Source organism: Phenylobacterium kunshanense, from assembly GCF_003254525.1.
Classification (GTDB): Bacteria; Pseudomonadota; Alphaproteobacteria; order Caulobacterales; family Caulobacteraceae; genus Phenylobacterium; species Phenylobacterium kunshanense.
In genome coordinates this window covers 505712-520584 of the sequence record NZ_QFYS01000001.1, presented here as the reverse complement: position 1 = coordinate 520584, position 14873 = coordinate 505712, and the positions used below count along the sequence as shown (strand labels likewise).

The window sequence follows — 14873 nt, the reverse complement described above, 5'->3', positions numbered from 1 at the left end:
GTCAGATCTCGGCCAGCCGCTTCACGCCGGCCAGGTCCAGGAAGTTGCCCAGCAGCTCATGGCCGCATTCCGTGGCGATGGACTCGGGATGGAACTGCACGCCATGGATCGGGCGGGTCCTGTGCTGGATGCCCATGATCTCGCCATCGTCGGTCCAGGCCGTGGCCTCCAGAACCTGCGGCAGATCGTCCTTTCGCACGGAAAGGCTGTGGTAGCGGGTGGCCGTGAAAGGGTTCTTCAAGCCTTTGAAGACACCCGTGCCGGTGTGATGGATAAGGCTCGTTTTTCCGTGCATCAGGGCGCGGGCGCGGATGACTTCGCCGCCAAACGCCTGGCCGATCGCCTGATGGCCGAGGCAGACGCCCAGGATTGGCAGGGTTTCCGGCGCTTCGCGGATGACGCCGAGGCAGATGCCGGCTTCATTTGGCGTACACGGCCCGGGCGACAGCAGGATGGCCTCGGGACGAAGACCCAGCGCCTCGTCGACGGTGATCGCATCGTTGCGATGGACAAGCGTCTCCGCCCCCAGCTCGTTCAGGTAGTGGACGAGGTTGTAGGTGAAGCTGTCGTAGTTATCGACGACCAGGATCATGCCGGTTCCATAGGCTTTGCAGCGACGAACGCCAAGCGGGATGCTGGCGCCATGACGATGTCCGATTCGGCCCTGGACGCTGCTGCGGTCGCCCGCGCGCGCCGCCTGCTGAAGAACCCGCAGCGCAAGGACCCCATGTGGCCGGCCCTGGTGGCGGCCACGGCCCTGGCGCTCACCTCGGTCGTGTTCGCCACGATCATGGTCCTGGCGCCGCCGGTCGAGACCGCGCACACGGCGCAGGGCGCGCCGGAGTAGGCGATCGCGCTAGACGAACCGCCAGGCCTCCACGGCTGCGTCGCGGAGCGCGCGGGCCTTGTGCAGGGTCTCGTCGTACTCGGCGTCCGGGTCGCTGTCGGCCACCACGCCGCCGCCGGCCTGGACGTACATCGTCCCGTCCTTGAACAGGGCGGTGCGCAGGATGATGCAGGTGTCCACCGAGCCGTCCGAGCCGAAATAGCCCGCCGCGCCGGCGTAGCCGATGCCTCGCTTCTCGATCTCCAGCTCGTCGATGATCTCCATGGCCCGCACCTTGGGCGCGCCCGAGAGCGTGCCGGCGGGCAGGGCCGCCATGACCACGTCCACCGGATCCAGGCCGTCGGGCGCGTCGCCCTCGACGTTGGAGACCAGGTGCATGACGCGGGCATAGCGCTCCACGAAGAAGCTGTCGGTCACCCGAACGCGGGGCCGGCGGCTCGGCTTCGGCGGCTCGTTGGCGCCCGCCTGCTTGAGCATGGCGACGCGGCCCACGTCGTTGCGGCCCAGGTCGAGCAGCATCAGGTGCTCGGCGCGCTCCTTGGGGTCGTTGATCAGCTCTTCTTCGAGGCGGCGGTCCTCCTCGGGAGTCGCCCCGCGCGGACGGGTGCCGGCGATGGGGCGGATGGTGATCTTGCCGTCGCGAAGCCGGACCAGGATCTCGGGGGAGGAGCCCGCGAGCTGGAAATCGCCGAAGTTCAGGAAGAACAGGAACGGCGAGGGGTTGGAGCGGCGGAGCGAGCGATAGAGGGCGAACGGATCGTGCGCGAAGGGCGCGCGGAAGCGGTGGCTGGGCACCACCTGGAAGATGTCGCCCGCGCGGATGTACTCCTTCGCCTTCTCGACGATGCCCCGATAGTCCTCGCGGCTGACCGGCGTGGTGAAGCGGTCGGGCTCGGGCTGGGCGTCGCCCTTCAGCGGCGGCGCGGGCTTGCGGAAATCGGCGGCCACGGTCTGCAGGCGGGCCTGCGCGGCGGCATAGGCGTCGGCGGCGGACGTCCCATCCGGGCGGACGGGCGTGACCAGCAGGATCTCCTGGGCGATGGCATCGAAGATCGCGATGATCGAGGGCCGCGCCAGCACGCCGTCGGGCAGGCCCAGGGGGTCCGGATTGATGTTCGGGAGGTCCTCGACGAGGCGGATGGTGTCATACCCCAGCGCACCGAACACGCCGGCGGCCATGGGCGGCAGGCCCGGCGGCAGCTCGATCCGCGACTTGGCCAGGAGGTCGCGCAGACTGTCGAGCGCTCCGCCGGCCTGCGGCGTGAAGCGCCCGGCGGCGATGTCGGCGCCCGTGGCGATCTCCGCCTCGTCGCCGCGGCAGCGCCAGACCAGGTCGGGATTGAGCGTGATGATCGAATAGCGGGCGCGGAAGGCGCCGCCCTCCACCGACTCGAACAGGAAGGCGTACGGCTTGCCGTGGCCGATCTTGAGGAACGCCGAAACCGGCGTCTCCAGGTCGTCGATCAGCCGGGTCCAGGCGACCTGGGGCGCGCCGCCGTCATAAGTGGAACGGAAGGCCTCGAACGGCGGCTCCAGCGTCACTTCGCCTTCTCCGGGGCCGCCTTTTCCGACTTGGCCTCGGCGAGCGGCGCGAAGCCAACGGCCGCGCGCGCCTTCTCGGCGTCGACCTTCACCTTCAGCTTCGTGCGGGCATAGGCCTGGGCAGCCTCACCCATCTCGCGGAACACGGCCTGGGTCAGCTCGCCCCGGTTCGCCTCGGCGATCTGAGCGGCGGCAGGGCCGGCCTCGACACGGACATTGCTGATCTGGCCCACCGCGATGGCGTTGGGCAGGCGGGCGAACCAGGCCTCGCCCGGCTTGCTCGCAAACGTGCGGCCGAGCACCTCGCCGCCAAGCTGCTGCTGCTGCGACTGGGCCGTCCGGCGGGTCAGGCCCGGGACGCGGACGACGGCCGCGCCGGCGGACGCCGCGACGGCTTCCAGGCTTTCGCCCTTCTGGACGCGGGCGGTGAGGGCGGTGGCCTTGGCTTCCAGCGCCCGGACGATCTCACGGCGCATCCACGCCTGGGTGAGCATCGGCCGGATCTCGGCCAGCGGCGGCACGCTCGCGGGGACGATCTTCTCGACGCGCACGGCGAAGTAGGCCCCGTCGCCGAGCTCGGTGATCTCACTGTCGCCGCCGGCGGGCAGGGCGAAGGCGGTCTCAAGGATCTTCGGCGGCAGGCCCTGAAGCTGGCGGCCCTGGTCGTCGACGCCCTGGGCGCTGATCGGGCCGATGGTCTGGGTCGAGACGCCAGCCTTCTGGGCGGCCTCCGCGAAGCTGGCGCCGCCCTGGTGGGCGTCGTCGAAGGCCTGGGTCTGGGCGTAGACCTTCTCGGCGACCATGTCCTTGCGGAGTTCGGCCTCCAGCATCGGGCGCGCCTGCTCCAGGGTCACCTCGCGGCCGGGGACGACCGAAACGATCTTGACGACGGAGAGGCCGAGGTCGCCCTGGACCGCGCCGACCTGTCCGGCCTGCAGCTTGAAGGCCGCCTGGCCCGCCTTGCGGTCGGCGATGGCGGACTGGGGCTTGTCCTCATAGGTGACCGGGTCGACGCCCAGGGACTTGGCCACGGCGGCGGGCGCTTCGCCCTTCTGGAGCCGGGCCACGGCCTGCTGGGCGGCCGCCTGGTCCTTCACCGGGATCTGCACGAGCGTGCGGGTCTCGGGTTGGGAGAGGGTGTCCTTGCGGAAATTGTAGCGCTTCTCCAGTTCGGCTGGGTCGATCGGGCCCGACGCGGCCGCGGCGGCCGTTTGCGGCGTGAACGGCACGATCGTCAGGACCCGCATCTCCGGCCGGGTCAGCTGGGCCTTGTTCTCGTTGATGAAGGCCGTGAGCTGGGCGTCGGTCGGCGCGGCCGGCTGCGGCACGCTCTGGGGCGTCAGGGCGAAATAGGACAGGTCACGGCTTTCGAGCGCGAAGACCGCGGCCAGTCCGCCATAGGTGCGCGGCACGGCGAGGCCGTTCTGCACCGCGACCGCCCAGTGCTGGGTGGCCATCTCGTCGCGCAACACGGCGTCGAAGGCCTTGGGCGTCAGGCCATTCTCGCCGAGCCGCTGCTGGAAGGTCTTCTTGTCGAAGCGGCCGGTGATCGGGTCGAAGAAGGCCGGAATCTTCTGGATCTGGTCGAGGATCAGCTTGTCGGACGGCCGGATGCCGACCTTGGACAGCATCTCGGCGAACGCCTCGCGGGTCGCGAGTCCGTTCAGCACCACCGTGTCGAGGCGGTTCTGCTCGGCCAACTCCTGAGTGATGGGCTGGCCCGCCTGCTCCTCCATCCGCTTCTTGTAGGTGTCGTACTCGCGGCGGAACGCCAGCGTGCCGACGGTGCGCGACCCGGCCTTGATGATGTGGTCGCCCGACATCACCGCCAGGCCGCTCTGGTTCGCCCCCCAGCCCACGAAGCTGATCGCGAGGATGATGAGGAGGATCCGGGCAGGCCAGGATTTCGCGAAGTTGCGGATGGCGGCGAGCATTCGGGTCCTTTCCCGGGGCGTAGCGTGCGCGCCGGTATAGTGGAGGGGCCTTCTCCACGGCAAGCGCGCGGGCGGGGGAGGTGACAGGCGAGCCGGCTTGGCTTAACCGCGCGGGCTCGAAACGGACTCCGAAAAAGAGAGCACTGATGACCGCGCCACAGCCGCTGATCGCCGGGAACTGGAAGATGAACGGCCTCTCGGCCTCGGTGGCCGAAGCCAAGGCCGTCGCCGCCGGCCTCGGGCAGACGCCGGCTCGCGTCGCCATCTGCCCGCCCTCGATCCTGATTCATCGTCTGGCCGACGCCCTGAAGGGCACGCCGGTTCTGGTGGGCGGCCAGGACCACCACTGGGACGACGCCGGCGCCTTCACCGGCGACATCTCCGCGGAGATGCTGGCCGACGCCGGGGCGAAGCTGGCGATCCTCGGGCACTCCGAGCGCCGGGCCGGCTATCGGGAGACGGACGAGGTCGTGGCCCAGAAGGTCTCCGCGGCACTCCGCGCCGGCCTGGAGCCGATCGTCTGCGTCGGCGAGACCCTGGAGCAGCGTCAGGCTGGCGACACCCTGGCCGTCGTCACGGGCCAGACCCGGGGCTCTCTGCCGGCCGACCTGCGCGGCAAGGCGTTCGCCGTGGCCTACGAGCCGGTCTGGGCCATCGGCACCGGCCTGACGCCGACGCTCGAGCAAATCGAAGAGGTCCACAAGGCCATCCGGGCCACGCTGGTGGAGCAGTTCGCGGAAGAAGGCCGCAAGGTTCCGATCCTCTACGGCGGATCGGTGAAGCCGGGGAATGCTGCCGAGATCCTGCACGCGGCGGAGGTTGGGGGCGCACTTGTCGGCGGCGCCTCGCTCAAGGCGGAGGATTTCCTGGGGATCATCCGGGCGCTGTAGACGGGGGACGTGCACGATAAGGTGGTGGAGCCATTGTTGCGAGCGTAAGCTCGCGACATGGTTGTGTTCGTCGAGTCGCTTCGGTCATGCGTTGGCTCCTGATCAAGGGGCATTCGCTCTACGGCGGCACACGCCTTTTCATCGACTCTGCGACCGAGGCGCTCCGGAAGCTCGGGCACGAATGCGATGTTCTGGATCTTGCCGAGACGGCGGATCCTCGGGCGCTCTTGGAAGCGAGCGCGACAGTCCTAAAGCCAGACGCGATCTTCTCGATCGGCGTTCTCGGCGAGTATCGGGAGCCTAGTGGGCGTTCGCTTGCCGAGGCCTTCGGGGCGCCTCATCTCCTCTGGCACGTGGACTATCTGCTTGGCCAGTTCGCCCGCCTCGAGCAGACGCCGCCGCAAACTCGGCTGTTGGTCGTTGACCCGACACAGGCCGACGCCGTCAGGGCGACCTATGGCGAGGCTAGGCACCCAGATGTCCGCTTTTTTCCCCACCCCGCCGTCGGCGCTCCGGGACCGGACGATGTCGACGCCGCCGCCTTTCAGGCCGCGCGCCCGATACCGCTGCTCTGGTGCGGGGGCTTTCAGCGGCCGGAAGATGCCTGGGGCAACGTCCCGGCAGAGCTCAGACGGCCCCTCCGGGAGGCCGTCGATATCGCCCTGTCGGAAGAATGGACCCCGCCTCATCTGGCGGCCGATCAGGCGTTGCGCGCCCACGGCGTCAACACGGCCGATCCGCGGGAACGGTGGAAGCTGAAGATCGCGAGCTGTGTGCAGGACGTGGTCCGCAGCACGCGTCGCACCGAGTTCCTGAAGGCCCTGGCCAAGGCAGGTCTGCCCGTCCATATCTGCGGCGAGGGGTGGCAGCGCCATCTCTACCGGTTCAAGAACGCGACGTTCGAGGGGCCGGTGGAGATGACCCGCATGGTCGAACTCATGCGGCGATCACGCGTCGTCCTGAACACCAACGCCAATTTCGGCGCGGGATCGCACGAGCGGGTATTCTCAGCGGCCCTGGCCGGGGCCGCGCCGTTCTCCGACCACAGCCGCTACTATGACCGGGCGTTTGCCCCCGGTGAGATCGCTCTGTTCCGCTGGAAGGACCTTCCCGGCGCCATGGCCAACCTGAGGGCCCTGGTCGACGACCCGGAACGCGCTTTCGAAATTGGCCGCGCGGCGAAGGCGAGGGCTGTGGGGCATCATACCTGGGACGAGAGACTGCCCCTCATCCTTGAGGCGGCGGAAGCCGCCCGCATCGCGGCCTAGCGGGCCGGCCCCTTCAGTTCCACCGTGTTGCCGTCCGGATCCCGGATGTAGAGGGAAAAGCCATCTCCATCGGCCCCGTAGCGCGGACCTTCCTCCACGATCTGCACGTCGTGGGCGGCCAGGTGGGCGCGGATCGCCGCTTCGTCGAACGGGCGCACCTGGAGGGCGAAGTGGTCGAGGTTGCGTCCGTCGGCGCCCGGGCCCGTGCCGCCAAGCTTGCCAATCGGGCCGTCCAGGGTGACGAGGTCGATCATCTGGCGTCCCGCACGGATGTGGGTCAGGCCGATGTCGGGGCGGTCCCGGTCGACGGCGAGTCCGAGGATGTCGCGATAGAAGGCCAGGGCGCGAGCCTTGTCGCGGACGCGCAGCACGATGTGGTCGAAGCCCTGGATAGCGATCGGATGGCTCATGCGGTTCAGGTAAGCTGCGCAGCGGCCCTTTGCCAATCGGGGTGCGGCGCACTAGCTATGGCCTTGGCGCGGTCCTGGTGATAGAGCGCGCGCTTCATTTCGGCGGGCGCATCCGCCCGATCGCACCGGAAAGACCTTAGATGCTGCTGAACATCCTGCTGGTGATCGAGATCATCGTGGCCTTCTTCCTGGTCGTGGTGGTCCTGCTGCAGCGTTCGGAAGGCGGCGGCCTCGTGAGCGGCGGCGGCAACGCCATGATGTCGGTGCGCGGCTCGGCCGACCTCCTGACCCGCACCACCTGGATCCTGGCGACGATCTTCTTCGTGCTGGGCCTGCTGCTGACGGTCGTCGCAGGGCGCGAACGGGGTTCGGCCTCGGTCGTCGACCGGCTGAAGGTCAATGCGATCAACCCGGCCGAACTCAACAAGGCCGTGCCGCAGCCGCCGGCCGGGACCCAGCCGTCGGGCCCTGCGCCGCTGCAGGCGCCCACGCCCACCATCAACAGCCCCTTCGGCGCCATCCCCGCCGAGCCCGCGCAGCCCGCGCCGGCCCAGCCTGCGGCGAAGTAGCCGTGGATAGATGGCATTCGGCCCGAGTCGGCCGCCCGAATCGCGGCTAATCTGAACGCCCATGGCCCGGTACATTTTCATCACCGGGGGCGTGGTCTCCTCCCTCGGAAAAGGTCTCGCGTCCGCAGCGCTGGGCGCCCTTTTGCAGGCGCGAGGCTACAAGGTGCGCCTCCGCAAGCTCGACCCGTATCTGAACGTGGATCCGGGGACGATGAGCCCCACCCAGCACGGTGAGGTGTTCGTCACCGACGACGGCGCGGAGACGGATCTCGACCTCGGTCACTACGAGCGCTTCACGGGCGTCAACGCGACGCGCGCGGACAACATCACGACCGGACAGATCTACAAGAAGATCATCGAGAAGGAGCGGCGCGGGGACTACCTCGGCGCGACCGTCCAGGTGATCCCGCACGTCACGGGGGAGATCAAGGACTTCGTCCTCTCGGATCCGGGCGAGGGCGTGGACTTCGTGCTGATCGAGGTGGGCGGCACTGTGGGCGACATCGAAGGCCTGCCGTTCTTCGAGGCGATCCGCCAGCTCGGCCAGGAACTGCCGCGCGGCCACGCCTGCTTCATCCACCTCACGCTGTTGCCCTTCATCAAGACCGCCGGCGAGATGAAGACCAAGCCGACCCAGCACTCGGTGAAGGAGCTGCGGTCGATCGGCATCCAGCCGGATATCCTGCTGTGCCGCTGCGAGATCCCGATCCCCGAGGGCGAGCGCAGGAAGCTGGCGCTGTTCTGCAACGTGCGGCCCAGCGCCGTCATCCAGGCGATGGACAGCGCGAACATCTATTCCGTGCCGCTGGACTATCACGCCCAGGGGCTGGACACCGAGGTGCTTGACGTCTTTGGCATGTCGGCGACCGCGCCGAAGCCGGACCTGTCCCGATGGGAGGACATCTCCCACCGCCTGAGCCATCCCGACGGGGAGGTGAACATCGCCATCGTCGGCAAGTACACGGCCCTGACCGACGCCTACAAGTCGCTGATCGAGGCGCTGGTCCACGGCGGCGTCGCCAACAACGTGCGGGTCAGGTTCGACTGGATCGAGGGCGAGGTCTTCGAGAAGGAAGAGGCCCTGATCGCCGAGCGGCTGACCAACGTCCACGGCGTGCTGGTGCCCGGCGCGTTCGGGGAGCGCGGCTCGGAAGGGATGATCCAGGCCGTCCGGTTCGCGCGCGAGCACGAAATCCCGTACTTCGGCATCTGCTTCGGCATGCAGATGGCGATGATCGAGGCGGCGCGGAACCTGGCGGGGATCCGCCAGGCCTCGTCCACCGAGTTCGGCCCGACGTCCGAGCCCATCGTCGGGCTGATGACCGAGTGGGTCCGCGGCAACGAAAAGGAAGTGCGCACGCAGGGCGGCGAGCTGGGCGGCACCATGCGGTGCGGCGCCTACGAGGCCGTGCTGACGCCGGGCAGCCGGGTGGCGGAAATCTACGGCTCACCCACCATCAGCGAGCGCCATCGGCACCGGTACGAGGTGAACATCGCCTATCGCGACGCCATCGAGAAGACAGGCCTGAAGTTCACGGGGCTCTCGCCGGACGGGGTGCTCCCCGAGCTGTGCGAACGCCAGGACCATCCGTGGTTCGTGGGCGTGCAGTACCACCCGGAACTGAAGAGCCGGCCTTTCGATCCGCATCCGCTGTTCAAGAGCTTCGTCGGGGCGGCGAAGGAGCGGAGCCGCCTGGTCTAGGTGGCGGGCGGGCGGGGCTCCGTTAGACTGGGGCCATGCTGACGCGAGACGATGTGCGCCGGATCGCCCTGGCGCTGCCCGAGGCCTATGAGGAGGCTCACTTCGACATCCCGTCGTTTGGGGTGGCGAAGAAGATCTTCTGTACGGTCCACCTGGACGCGCCGCGGATCGTGCTGAAGCTGGATCCCGAGGATCAGCGCAATCTGCTGGATGGTGACACGGTGACCCCCGCCGACGGGAGCTACGGGCGCAAGGGGTGGACCTTCGTCTGGTTCGAGAAGATCGACGCCGGCCGCCTGGCCGAGCTGCTGCGCCTAGCCTGGGCCACCGTCGCTCCCAAGCGGCTCCTGCGGTCCTAGACGAAGAACAGCAGCCAGAACGCCATCAGGACGACGTTCGAGAGGCCGAACGCCGTCAGCCGGTGAAAGACGTTGTTGTAGGTGAGGTGGATCACCGAGTGGAGCGCTCTCAGGCCCACGTAGGTCCAGGCGACGGCGAGCGCCGTCTGATCGACACGGCCGGCGACGTAATACATCAGGCCCGCGACGTAGAAGAGCGTCGGCAGTTCCAGCAGGTTCATGTAGTTGCGGTTCGGGATCGAGACGTCGCCCGGCACCGCCGCCGATTCGCCGAATCGGAAGTCGTCGGCCTTGACCCGGCCGGCAGCGGCGGCCCGGAAGCGTCGCGCGGGTATGAAGCCGAGCACCACGAAGGTGATCAGCGCCATCACCCCCATCGGCGCGAAGATGATTTCCTGCGACATACCGGCCTCCCCAGGCGTCCGCCAGCGTAAAGACTAGCCGAGGCGGCTTGATCGCGCGCGGCGTTTCATGCATAAGCCGCCGCTCACAAAAGGCGGCCCCCGGGACCGCCGCTGATCTTTCACGCCGCGAGATAGTCCGATGGCCGTTCCGAAACGAAAAACTTCGCCCTCGCGGCGTAACATGCGTCGCTCGCACCACGCCCTGGGTCCGAACGCCTTCCACGAGGACAAGGAAACCGGCGAGCTGAAGCGTCCGCACCATGTCGACCTGAAGACCGGCATGTACAAGGGCCGCCAGGTCCTGACGCCCAAGGAAGACTAAGTTTCAGGCGCTCTGCCGCTTGTCGAGACGCCGGCCGCGAGGCCGGCGTTTTGCGTTTCGGCCGCGTGGATTTGTCATCACCACGTCACGACGTGACGGAATAGGGTGCGCAACTGTTCCCGGAGTTCCCATGACCCTTTCGCGCCGCCACCTGTTGTCAGCCGCCGCCACCGGCGCCGCCTTCGCCGGCTTCTCACGGTTCGCCTCGGCCCAGGACGCGGCCGTGGGCGGCTATGTGAACGAGGTCGCGGGCTATGGACCGCTCAAGGCCGATCCGGAGGGCGTCTTCGACCTGCCCGAGGGGTTCAGCTACCAGATCGTCTCGCGCGCCGGCGAGCCCATGAGCGACGGGCTCGTCACCCCGCACAAGGCGGACGGCATGGGCTGTTTCCCGCTGGACCGCGACCGGGTGATCCTGGTGCGGAACCATGAGCTGAAGCCCACCGATCTGAACTACGGCGCCTTCGGCAAGGGGCATGTCCTGGCGGACAAGATCGACCGGGCGCGGGTGTACGATCAGACCGGCGACGGCAGGGCGCTCTGCGGGGGGACGACGACGCTGGTCTACGACCTGCGGGCCAGGAAGCTGGTCAGCAGCCACCTCAGCCTGGTCGGGACCGCGATCAACTGCGCCGGCGGCGTGACGCCGTGGGGCTCGTGGCTGACCTGCGAGGAGATCGTGCTCAACCCGGGCCCGAACCCGGGCGGCGTGACGCTGCAGAAGTCCCACGGCTGGGTGTTCGAGGTCCCGAGCCGCGCCAGCGGCCTGGTGGAGCCGGTTCCGCTGACCGGGCTGGGCCGGTTCAAGCACGAGGCCACCGCGATCGACCCGCGGACGGGCGTGGTCTACCTGACCGAGGACGAGGGCGATGGGCGGGGGCTGTTCTACCGCTTTCTGCCCAATGACCGTCAGAAGCTCGCCAAGGGCGGCCGTCTGCAGGCGCTGGCGTTCAAGGATGGCGGCGACAGCCGGAACTGGAACGGAACGGACTGGTTGCCAGGCCAGTGGCGGGACGCGGTCTGGATCGACCTGGACGGCGTCGACAATCCGAACGACGACCTGCGCGACCGGGGCCACGCCAAGGGCGCCGCCTGGTTCGCGCGCGGGGAGGGCATCTTCTTCGGCGAGGGCGAGCTCTATTTCACCTGCACCAGCGGCGGGCCCAAGCGCCTGGGCCAGGTGCTGCGGTACAGGCCCAGCCGCTTCGAGGGCGACGCCCGCGAGAAGGACGAGCCGGGCCGGGTGCAGCTGTTCATGGAGTCGGCGGATCCGAAGGTCATGAACATGTGCGACAACCTCGCCATCGCGCCGAACGGGCACCTGATGGTCTGCGAGGACAAGATCGAACTGCGCGGCGTCAATTACCTCAAGGGGATCACGCCCGAGGGGAAGGTCTACGCGATGGGCCGTATGGTGCGGACGCCATCCGACGGACCGATGCCGACGACCGAGCTGGCCGGGGTCTGCTTCTCGCCGGACGGCTCGACGCTCTTCGTCAACGCCTACTGGCCGGGAATGACCATCGCCATCACCGGCCCCTGGGACAAGCTCAGGGCGTGATCGGGCCGGCGGCCAGCGCGATGGCGTCGGCAGCCTCGGTCTGGGCGCTGGCGGCCACGGCTGCGCTCGCCATGGACCCACCGCTGACGCCCGCCGGCTGGGGCGAGCTGCGGATCGGGATGAGCGAGGCGGAAGCGGTCCGCCGCTTCGGACTGACACTCGCGCCGGACGACGGGGTGAACGGGCCGGCGTGCCGCGAGAGCCGGCTGCCCGGACCCTCCGGACTGACGGTCATGACCGAGGACGGCAAGGTCACGCGCCTGACGCTGTACGACCGCGGTTCGCTGAAGACGGACCGCGGCCTGTCGGTCGGCTCCACCGCGGCCGAAGTCCGGAACGCCTACGGCGCGGCCCTTCGCGCCACCCGCCACGCCTATGAGGACCCGCCGGCGGCGTACCTGACCTATCGGGTGGCGAAGGGCGGCCTGGGCGTCCGCTACGAGATCGGGGCCGACCGGCGCGTCGCGGCGATCCACGCCGGCCGGTCGATCGACTATGTGGAAGGGTGCCTCTGACCTATTGGCTGCGGCCGCGGGCCTGCACCTTCTCGCGTCGCGCCGCGACCATCTCGGGGGTCACCACGCGGTTGTGCGCCACCGAGCGCTCGTGCTCCAGCTTGAGACCTTCGGCCATGGTCGCGGCGTAGCCGTCGTCGATCATCGCCTTGTAGGTCACCAGCATGTCGGCCTCGATGTCGGCCATCTGGGCCGCCAGCTCCAGGGCGGCGGGCATGAGCTGGTCGGGGGCGACCACGCGGTTCACCAGACCCCAGTCGTAGGCCTGCTGCGCCGACATGAAGTTTCCGGTCAGCGACAGCTCCTTGGCGCGATAGGGGCCGATGCAGCGGGACAGCTTCTGAGACAGGCCCCAGCCGGGCGTGATGCCGACCCGGGCGTGGGTGTCGGCGAAGCGGGCGTTGGTGGAGCAGAGCAGCACGTCGCACGCCAGGGCCACCTCGAAGCCGCCGGTGATGGCGACGCCGTTGATCGCGCCGATGATGGGCTTGGAGCAGGCGAGGACCGCGTTGGCGGGGTTCTGGGCCGGATCCTCGGCGTTGGCCGCGCCCATGCCGAGTGGGTCGGTGGAGAGCTCCTTCAGGTCGAGCCCGGCGGTGAAGGCCCGCTCGCCGGCTCCGGTCAGCACGATCACCTTCACAGAGGCGTCGGCGTCCAGTTCCGTGATCGCCTTGGCCAGCGCCGCGCGCAGGGCCTTCGACAGGGCGTTCATCGCCTCGGGGCGGTTCAGGGTGACGACGGCGACGCCGTCCAGGGGCTTCTCGACCAGCAGCATGGGAACACTCCTCCAGGGTCCGAGGCCATGGGGCGCTCCCGCAACGTCCGTCAAGGCGGCGTTGCCCCGGAGGGAGAAGCTGGCTAAGGCTCCGCCCGCTCCGTACGTCGCCAGAGGACCCCATGACCGAGATCGTCGACATCATCGCCCGCGAGATCCTGGACAGCCGGGGCAACCCGACGGTCGAGGTGGACGTGATCCTCGAGGACGGCTCCATGGGCCGCGCGGCGGTGCCCTCGGGCGCTTCGACCGGAGCCCACGAGGCGGTCGAGAAGCGCGACGGCGAGAAGGGCCGCTACCTGGGCAAGGGTGTCCGCCAGGCCGTGGAAGCCGTGAACGGCGAGATCTATGACGCGCTGTCTGGCTCCGACGCCGAGGACCAGCGCCGCGTCGACGCCCTGCTGATCGAGCTCGACGGCACGAAGAACAAGAGTCGACTGGGCGCCAACGCCATCCTGGGTGTCAGCCTCGCCACCGCGAAGGCGGCGGCCAGCTCGGCGGCGCTGCCGCTCTACAAGTACGTCGGCGGCGTCTCGGCCCGCGTCCTGCCGGTGCCGATGATGAACATCATCAACGGCGGCGCCCACGCCGACAATCCGATCGACATCCAGGAATTCATGATCCTGCCGACCGGCGCAGAAACCTTCGCCGAAGGCCTGCGCATGGGCGCGGAGATCTTCCACGCGTTGAAGGCCCAGCTGAAAGCCGCCGGCCACAACACCAACGTCGGCGACGAGGGCGGCTTCGCGCCGAACCTCTCCAGCGCCGAGGCTGCCCTGGAGTTCATCGTCAAGGCGGGCGAGAGCGCTGGCTACAAGGCGGCCAAGGACTTCCACCTGGGCCTCGACGTCGCCTCCACCGAGTTCTTCAAGGGCGGCAAGTACGTGATGGAAGGCGAGGGCAAGACGGTGGATCCGGCCGGCATGGTCGACTACCTCGCCGCCCTGGTGGCCAAGTTCCCGATCGTCACCATCGAGGATGGCTGCGCCGAGGACGACTTCGATGGCTGGAAGCTCCTGACCGACAAGCTGGGCGGCAAGGTGCAGCTCGTGGGCGACGATCTCTTCGTCACCAACCCGGAACGCCTGGGCATGGGCATCGGCAAGGGCCTGGCCAACTCGATCCTGGTGAAGGTCAACCAGATCGGCACGCTCAGCGAGACCCTGGACGCTGTCGATCTGGCGCACCGCAACGCCTACACGGCCGTGATGAGCCACCGCTCGGGCGAGACCGAGGACTCCACGATCGCCGACCTCGCCGTCGCCACGAACTGCGGTCAGATCAAGACCGGCTCGCTGGCCCGGTCGGACCGCACGGCCAAATACAACCAGCTCCTGCGCATCGAGGAGGAGCTGGGCGACCAGGCCGTCTACGCGGGCCGGGGCGCGCTGAAGAACCTCTGAACGAGGTTATCGCGGCCTTAACCATCTGGGCGGGATATGGGCGGAGACTTCCTTGAGAATCGCCGTGCTTGCTCGCCTCCGCCCCTACCTGTCGACCGCGTTCCTGGCGCTGTTGATCTTCTATTTCGGGGTGCACGCCTTCACCGGCGAGGGTGGCCTGCTGCAGTCCGACAAGCGTGACGCCGCCCTGGTAGCCAAGAGCCAGGAGCTACGCGAACTGACCGCCCAGCGGCGGGACCTGGAAGTTCGCGCACAACTGCTGCGCGATACGAGCCTTTCCGCCGATCTGCTGGAGGAAAGGGCGCGCTCCCTTCTAGGCTTCGCCGACCCGAGGGACTATGTGATCCGGACGAAACCCTGAGCCTGCTTCGG

At 68.6% G+C, this 14873-nt stretch carries 17 protein-coding genes; 11 read left to right on the top strand and 6 right to left on the bottom strand.

What is annotated here, in order from left to right:
• Position 1 precedes the first annotated feature (1 nt).
• Entirely contained in the window at positions 2 to 592 is a 591-nt protein-coding gene (locus DJ019_RS02685) for an anthranilate synthase component II (RefSeq protein WP_111274430.1), read from the bottom strand.
• Positions 593 to 643: 51 nt separating this feature from the next.
• On the opposite strand from DJ019_RS02685, the gene DJ019_RS02680 reads away from it, so the two are divergent.
• Complete coding sequence (locus DJ019_RS02680; protein WP_111274429.1) at positions 644 to 847, top strand: hypothetical protein; 204 nt, start codon at positions 644 to 646, stop codon at positions 845 to 847.
• A gap of 9 nt (positions 848 to 856) precedes the next feature.
• On the opposite strand, the gene trpE is transcribed toward DJ019_RS02680, so the two are convergent.
• Together trpE and DJ019_RS02670 are read right to left on the bottom strand one after the other, a co-directional pair.
• Positions 857 to 2389, bottom strand: a complete 1533-nt coding sequence (gene trpE / locus DJ019_RS02675; protein ID WP_111274428.1) for an anthranilate synthase component I — start codon at positions 2387 to 2389, stop codon at positions 857 to 859.
• Complete coding sequence (locus DJ019_RS02670; RefSeq protein ID WP_111274427.1) at positions 2386 to 4323, bottom strand: peptidylprolyl isomerase; 1938 nt, start codon at positions 4321 to 4323, stop codon at positions 2386 to 2388. Before DJ019_RS02670 ends, trpE begins: the two co-directional genes overlap by 4 nt.
• A gap of 146 nt (positions 4324 to 4469) precedes the next feature.
• Between DJ019_RS02670 and tpiA the strand changes: the two genes are divergently transcribed.
• On the top strand, positions 4470 to 5213 hold the full coding sequence (gene tpiA, locus DJ019_RS02665) for a triose-phosphate isomerase (protein ID WP_111274426.1): 744 nt from the start codon (positions 4470 to 4472) through the stop codon (positions 5211 to 5213).
• Positions 5214 to 5299: 86 nt separating this feature from the next.
• Positions 5300 to 6481: a glycosyltransferase family protein gene (locus tag DJ019_RS02660; protein WP_111274425.1), complete on the top strand. Its 1182-nt coding sequence runs from the start codon at positions 5300 to 5302 to the stop codon at positions 6479 to 6481.
• Here the strand turns inward: DJ019_RS02660 and DJ019_RS02655 are convergent.
• Positions 6478 to 6891 carry a VOC family protein gene (locus tag DJ019_RS02655; RefSeq protein ID WP_111274424.1) on the bottom strand — a complete coding sequence of 138 codons (414 nt, stop codon included), beginning with the start codon at positions 6889 to 6891 and terminating at the stop codon, positions 6478 to 6480. The two genes, DJ019_RS02660 and DJ019_RS02655, sit on opposite strands and share 4 nt — an antisense overlap.
• Before the next feature lie 140 nt (positions 6892 to 7031).
• Here DJ019_RS02655 and secG point away from each other — a divergent pair, with 140 nt between their 5' ends.
• The 3 genes from secG (at position 7032) to DJ019_RS02640 (ending at position 9521) form a co-directional block, all read left to right on the top strand.
• Positions 7032 to 7460, top strand: a complete 429-nt coding sequence (secG, locus tag DJ019_RS02650) for a preprotein translocase subunit SecG (protein WP_111274423.1) — start codon at positions 7032 to 7034, stop codon at positions 7458 to 7460.
• A 61-nt stretch (positions 7461 to 7521) separates the two neighbouring features.
• Entirely contained in the window at positions 7522 to 9162 is a 1641-nt protein-coding gene (locus tag DJ019_RS02645) for a CTP synthase (protein ID WP_111274422.1), read from the top strand.
• A gap of 35 nt (positions 9163 to 9197) precedes the next feature.
• Entirely contained in the window at positions 9198 to 9521 is a 324-nt protein-coding gene (locus tag DJ019_RS02640; RefSeq protein ID WP_111274421.1) for an MmcQ/YjbR family DNA-binding protein, read from the top strand.
• Here DJ019_RS02640 and DJ019_RS02635 read toward each other — a convergent pair.
• Positions 9518 to 9925: an MAPEG family protein gene (locus DJ019_RS02635; RefSeq protein ID WP_111274420.1), complete on the bottom strand. Its 408-nt coding sequence runs from the start codon at positions 9923 to 9925 to the stop codon at positions 9518 to 9520. The two genes, DJ019_RS02640 and DJ019_RS02635, sit on opposite strands and share 4 nt — an antisense overlap.
• A gap of 139 nt (positions 9926 to 10064) precedes the next feature.
• Here DJ019_RS02635 and rpmF point away from each other — a divergent pair, with 139 nt between their 5' ends.
• The 3 genes from rpmF (at position 10065) to DJ019_RS02620 (ending at position 12323) form a co-directional block, all read left to right on the top strand.
• Positions 10065 to 10247 (top strand): 50S ribosomal protein L32, encoded by a 183-nt coding sequence (rpmF, locus tag DJ019_RS02630; RefSeq protein ID WP_111274419.1) that lies wholly within the window; start codon positions 10065 to 10067, stop codon positions 10245 to 10247.
• A gap of 130 nt (positions 10248 to 10377) precedes the next feature.
• Positions 10378 to 11808: an alkaline phosphatase PhoX gene (locus DJ019_RS02625; protein ID WP_111274418.1), complete on the top strand. Its 1431-nt coding sequence runs from the start codon at positions 10378 to 10380 to the stop codon at positions 11806 to 11808.
• Between the two features lie 20 nt (positions 11809 to 11828).
• A complete protein-coding gene (locus DJ019_RS02620; RefSeq protein WP_133255233.1) occupies positions 11829 to 12323 on the top strand; it encodes a hypothetical protein in 495 nt (164 codons plus the stop codon).
• A gap of 1 nt (position 12324) precedes the next feature.
• Here DJ019_RS02620 and DJ019_RS02615 read toward each other — a convergent pair whose 3' ends face one another.
• A complete protein-coding gene (locus DJ019_RS02615; protein ID WP_111274416.1) occupies positions 12325 to 13098 on the bottom strand; it encodes an enoyl-CoA hydratase in 774 nt (257 codons plus the stop codon).
• A 122-nt stretch (positions 13099 to 13220) separates the two neighbouring features.
• Between DJ019_RS02615 and eno the strand changes: the two genes are divergently transcribed.
• On the top strand, positions 13221 to 14501 hold the full coding sequence (gene eno / locus DJ019_RS02610; protein WP_111274415.1) for a phosphopyruvate hydratase: 1281 nt from the start codon (positions 13221 to 13223) through the stop codon (positions 14499 to 14501).
• Positions 14502 to 14565: 64 nt separating this feature from the next.
• Positions 14566 to 14862: an FtsB family cell division protein gene (locus DJ019_RS02605; protein WP_111274749.1), complete on the top strand. Its 297-nt coding sequence runs from the start codon at positions 14566 to 14568 to the stop codon at positions 14860 to 14862.
• Positions 14863 to 14873 lie beyond the last annotated feature (11 nt).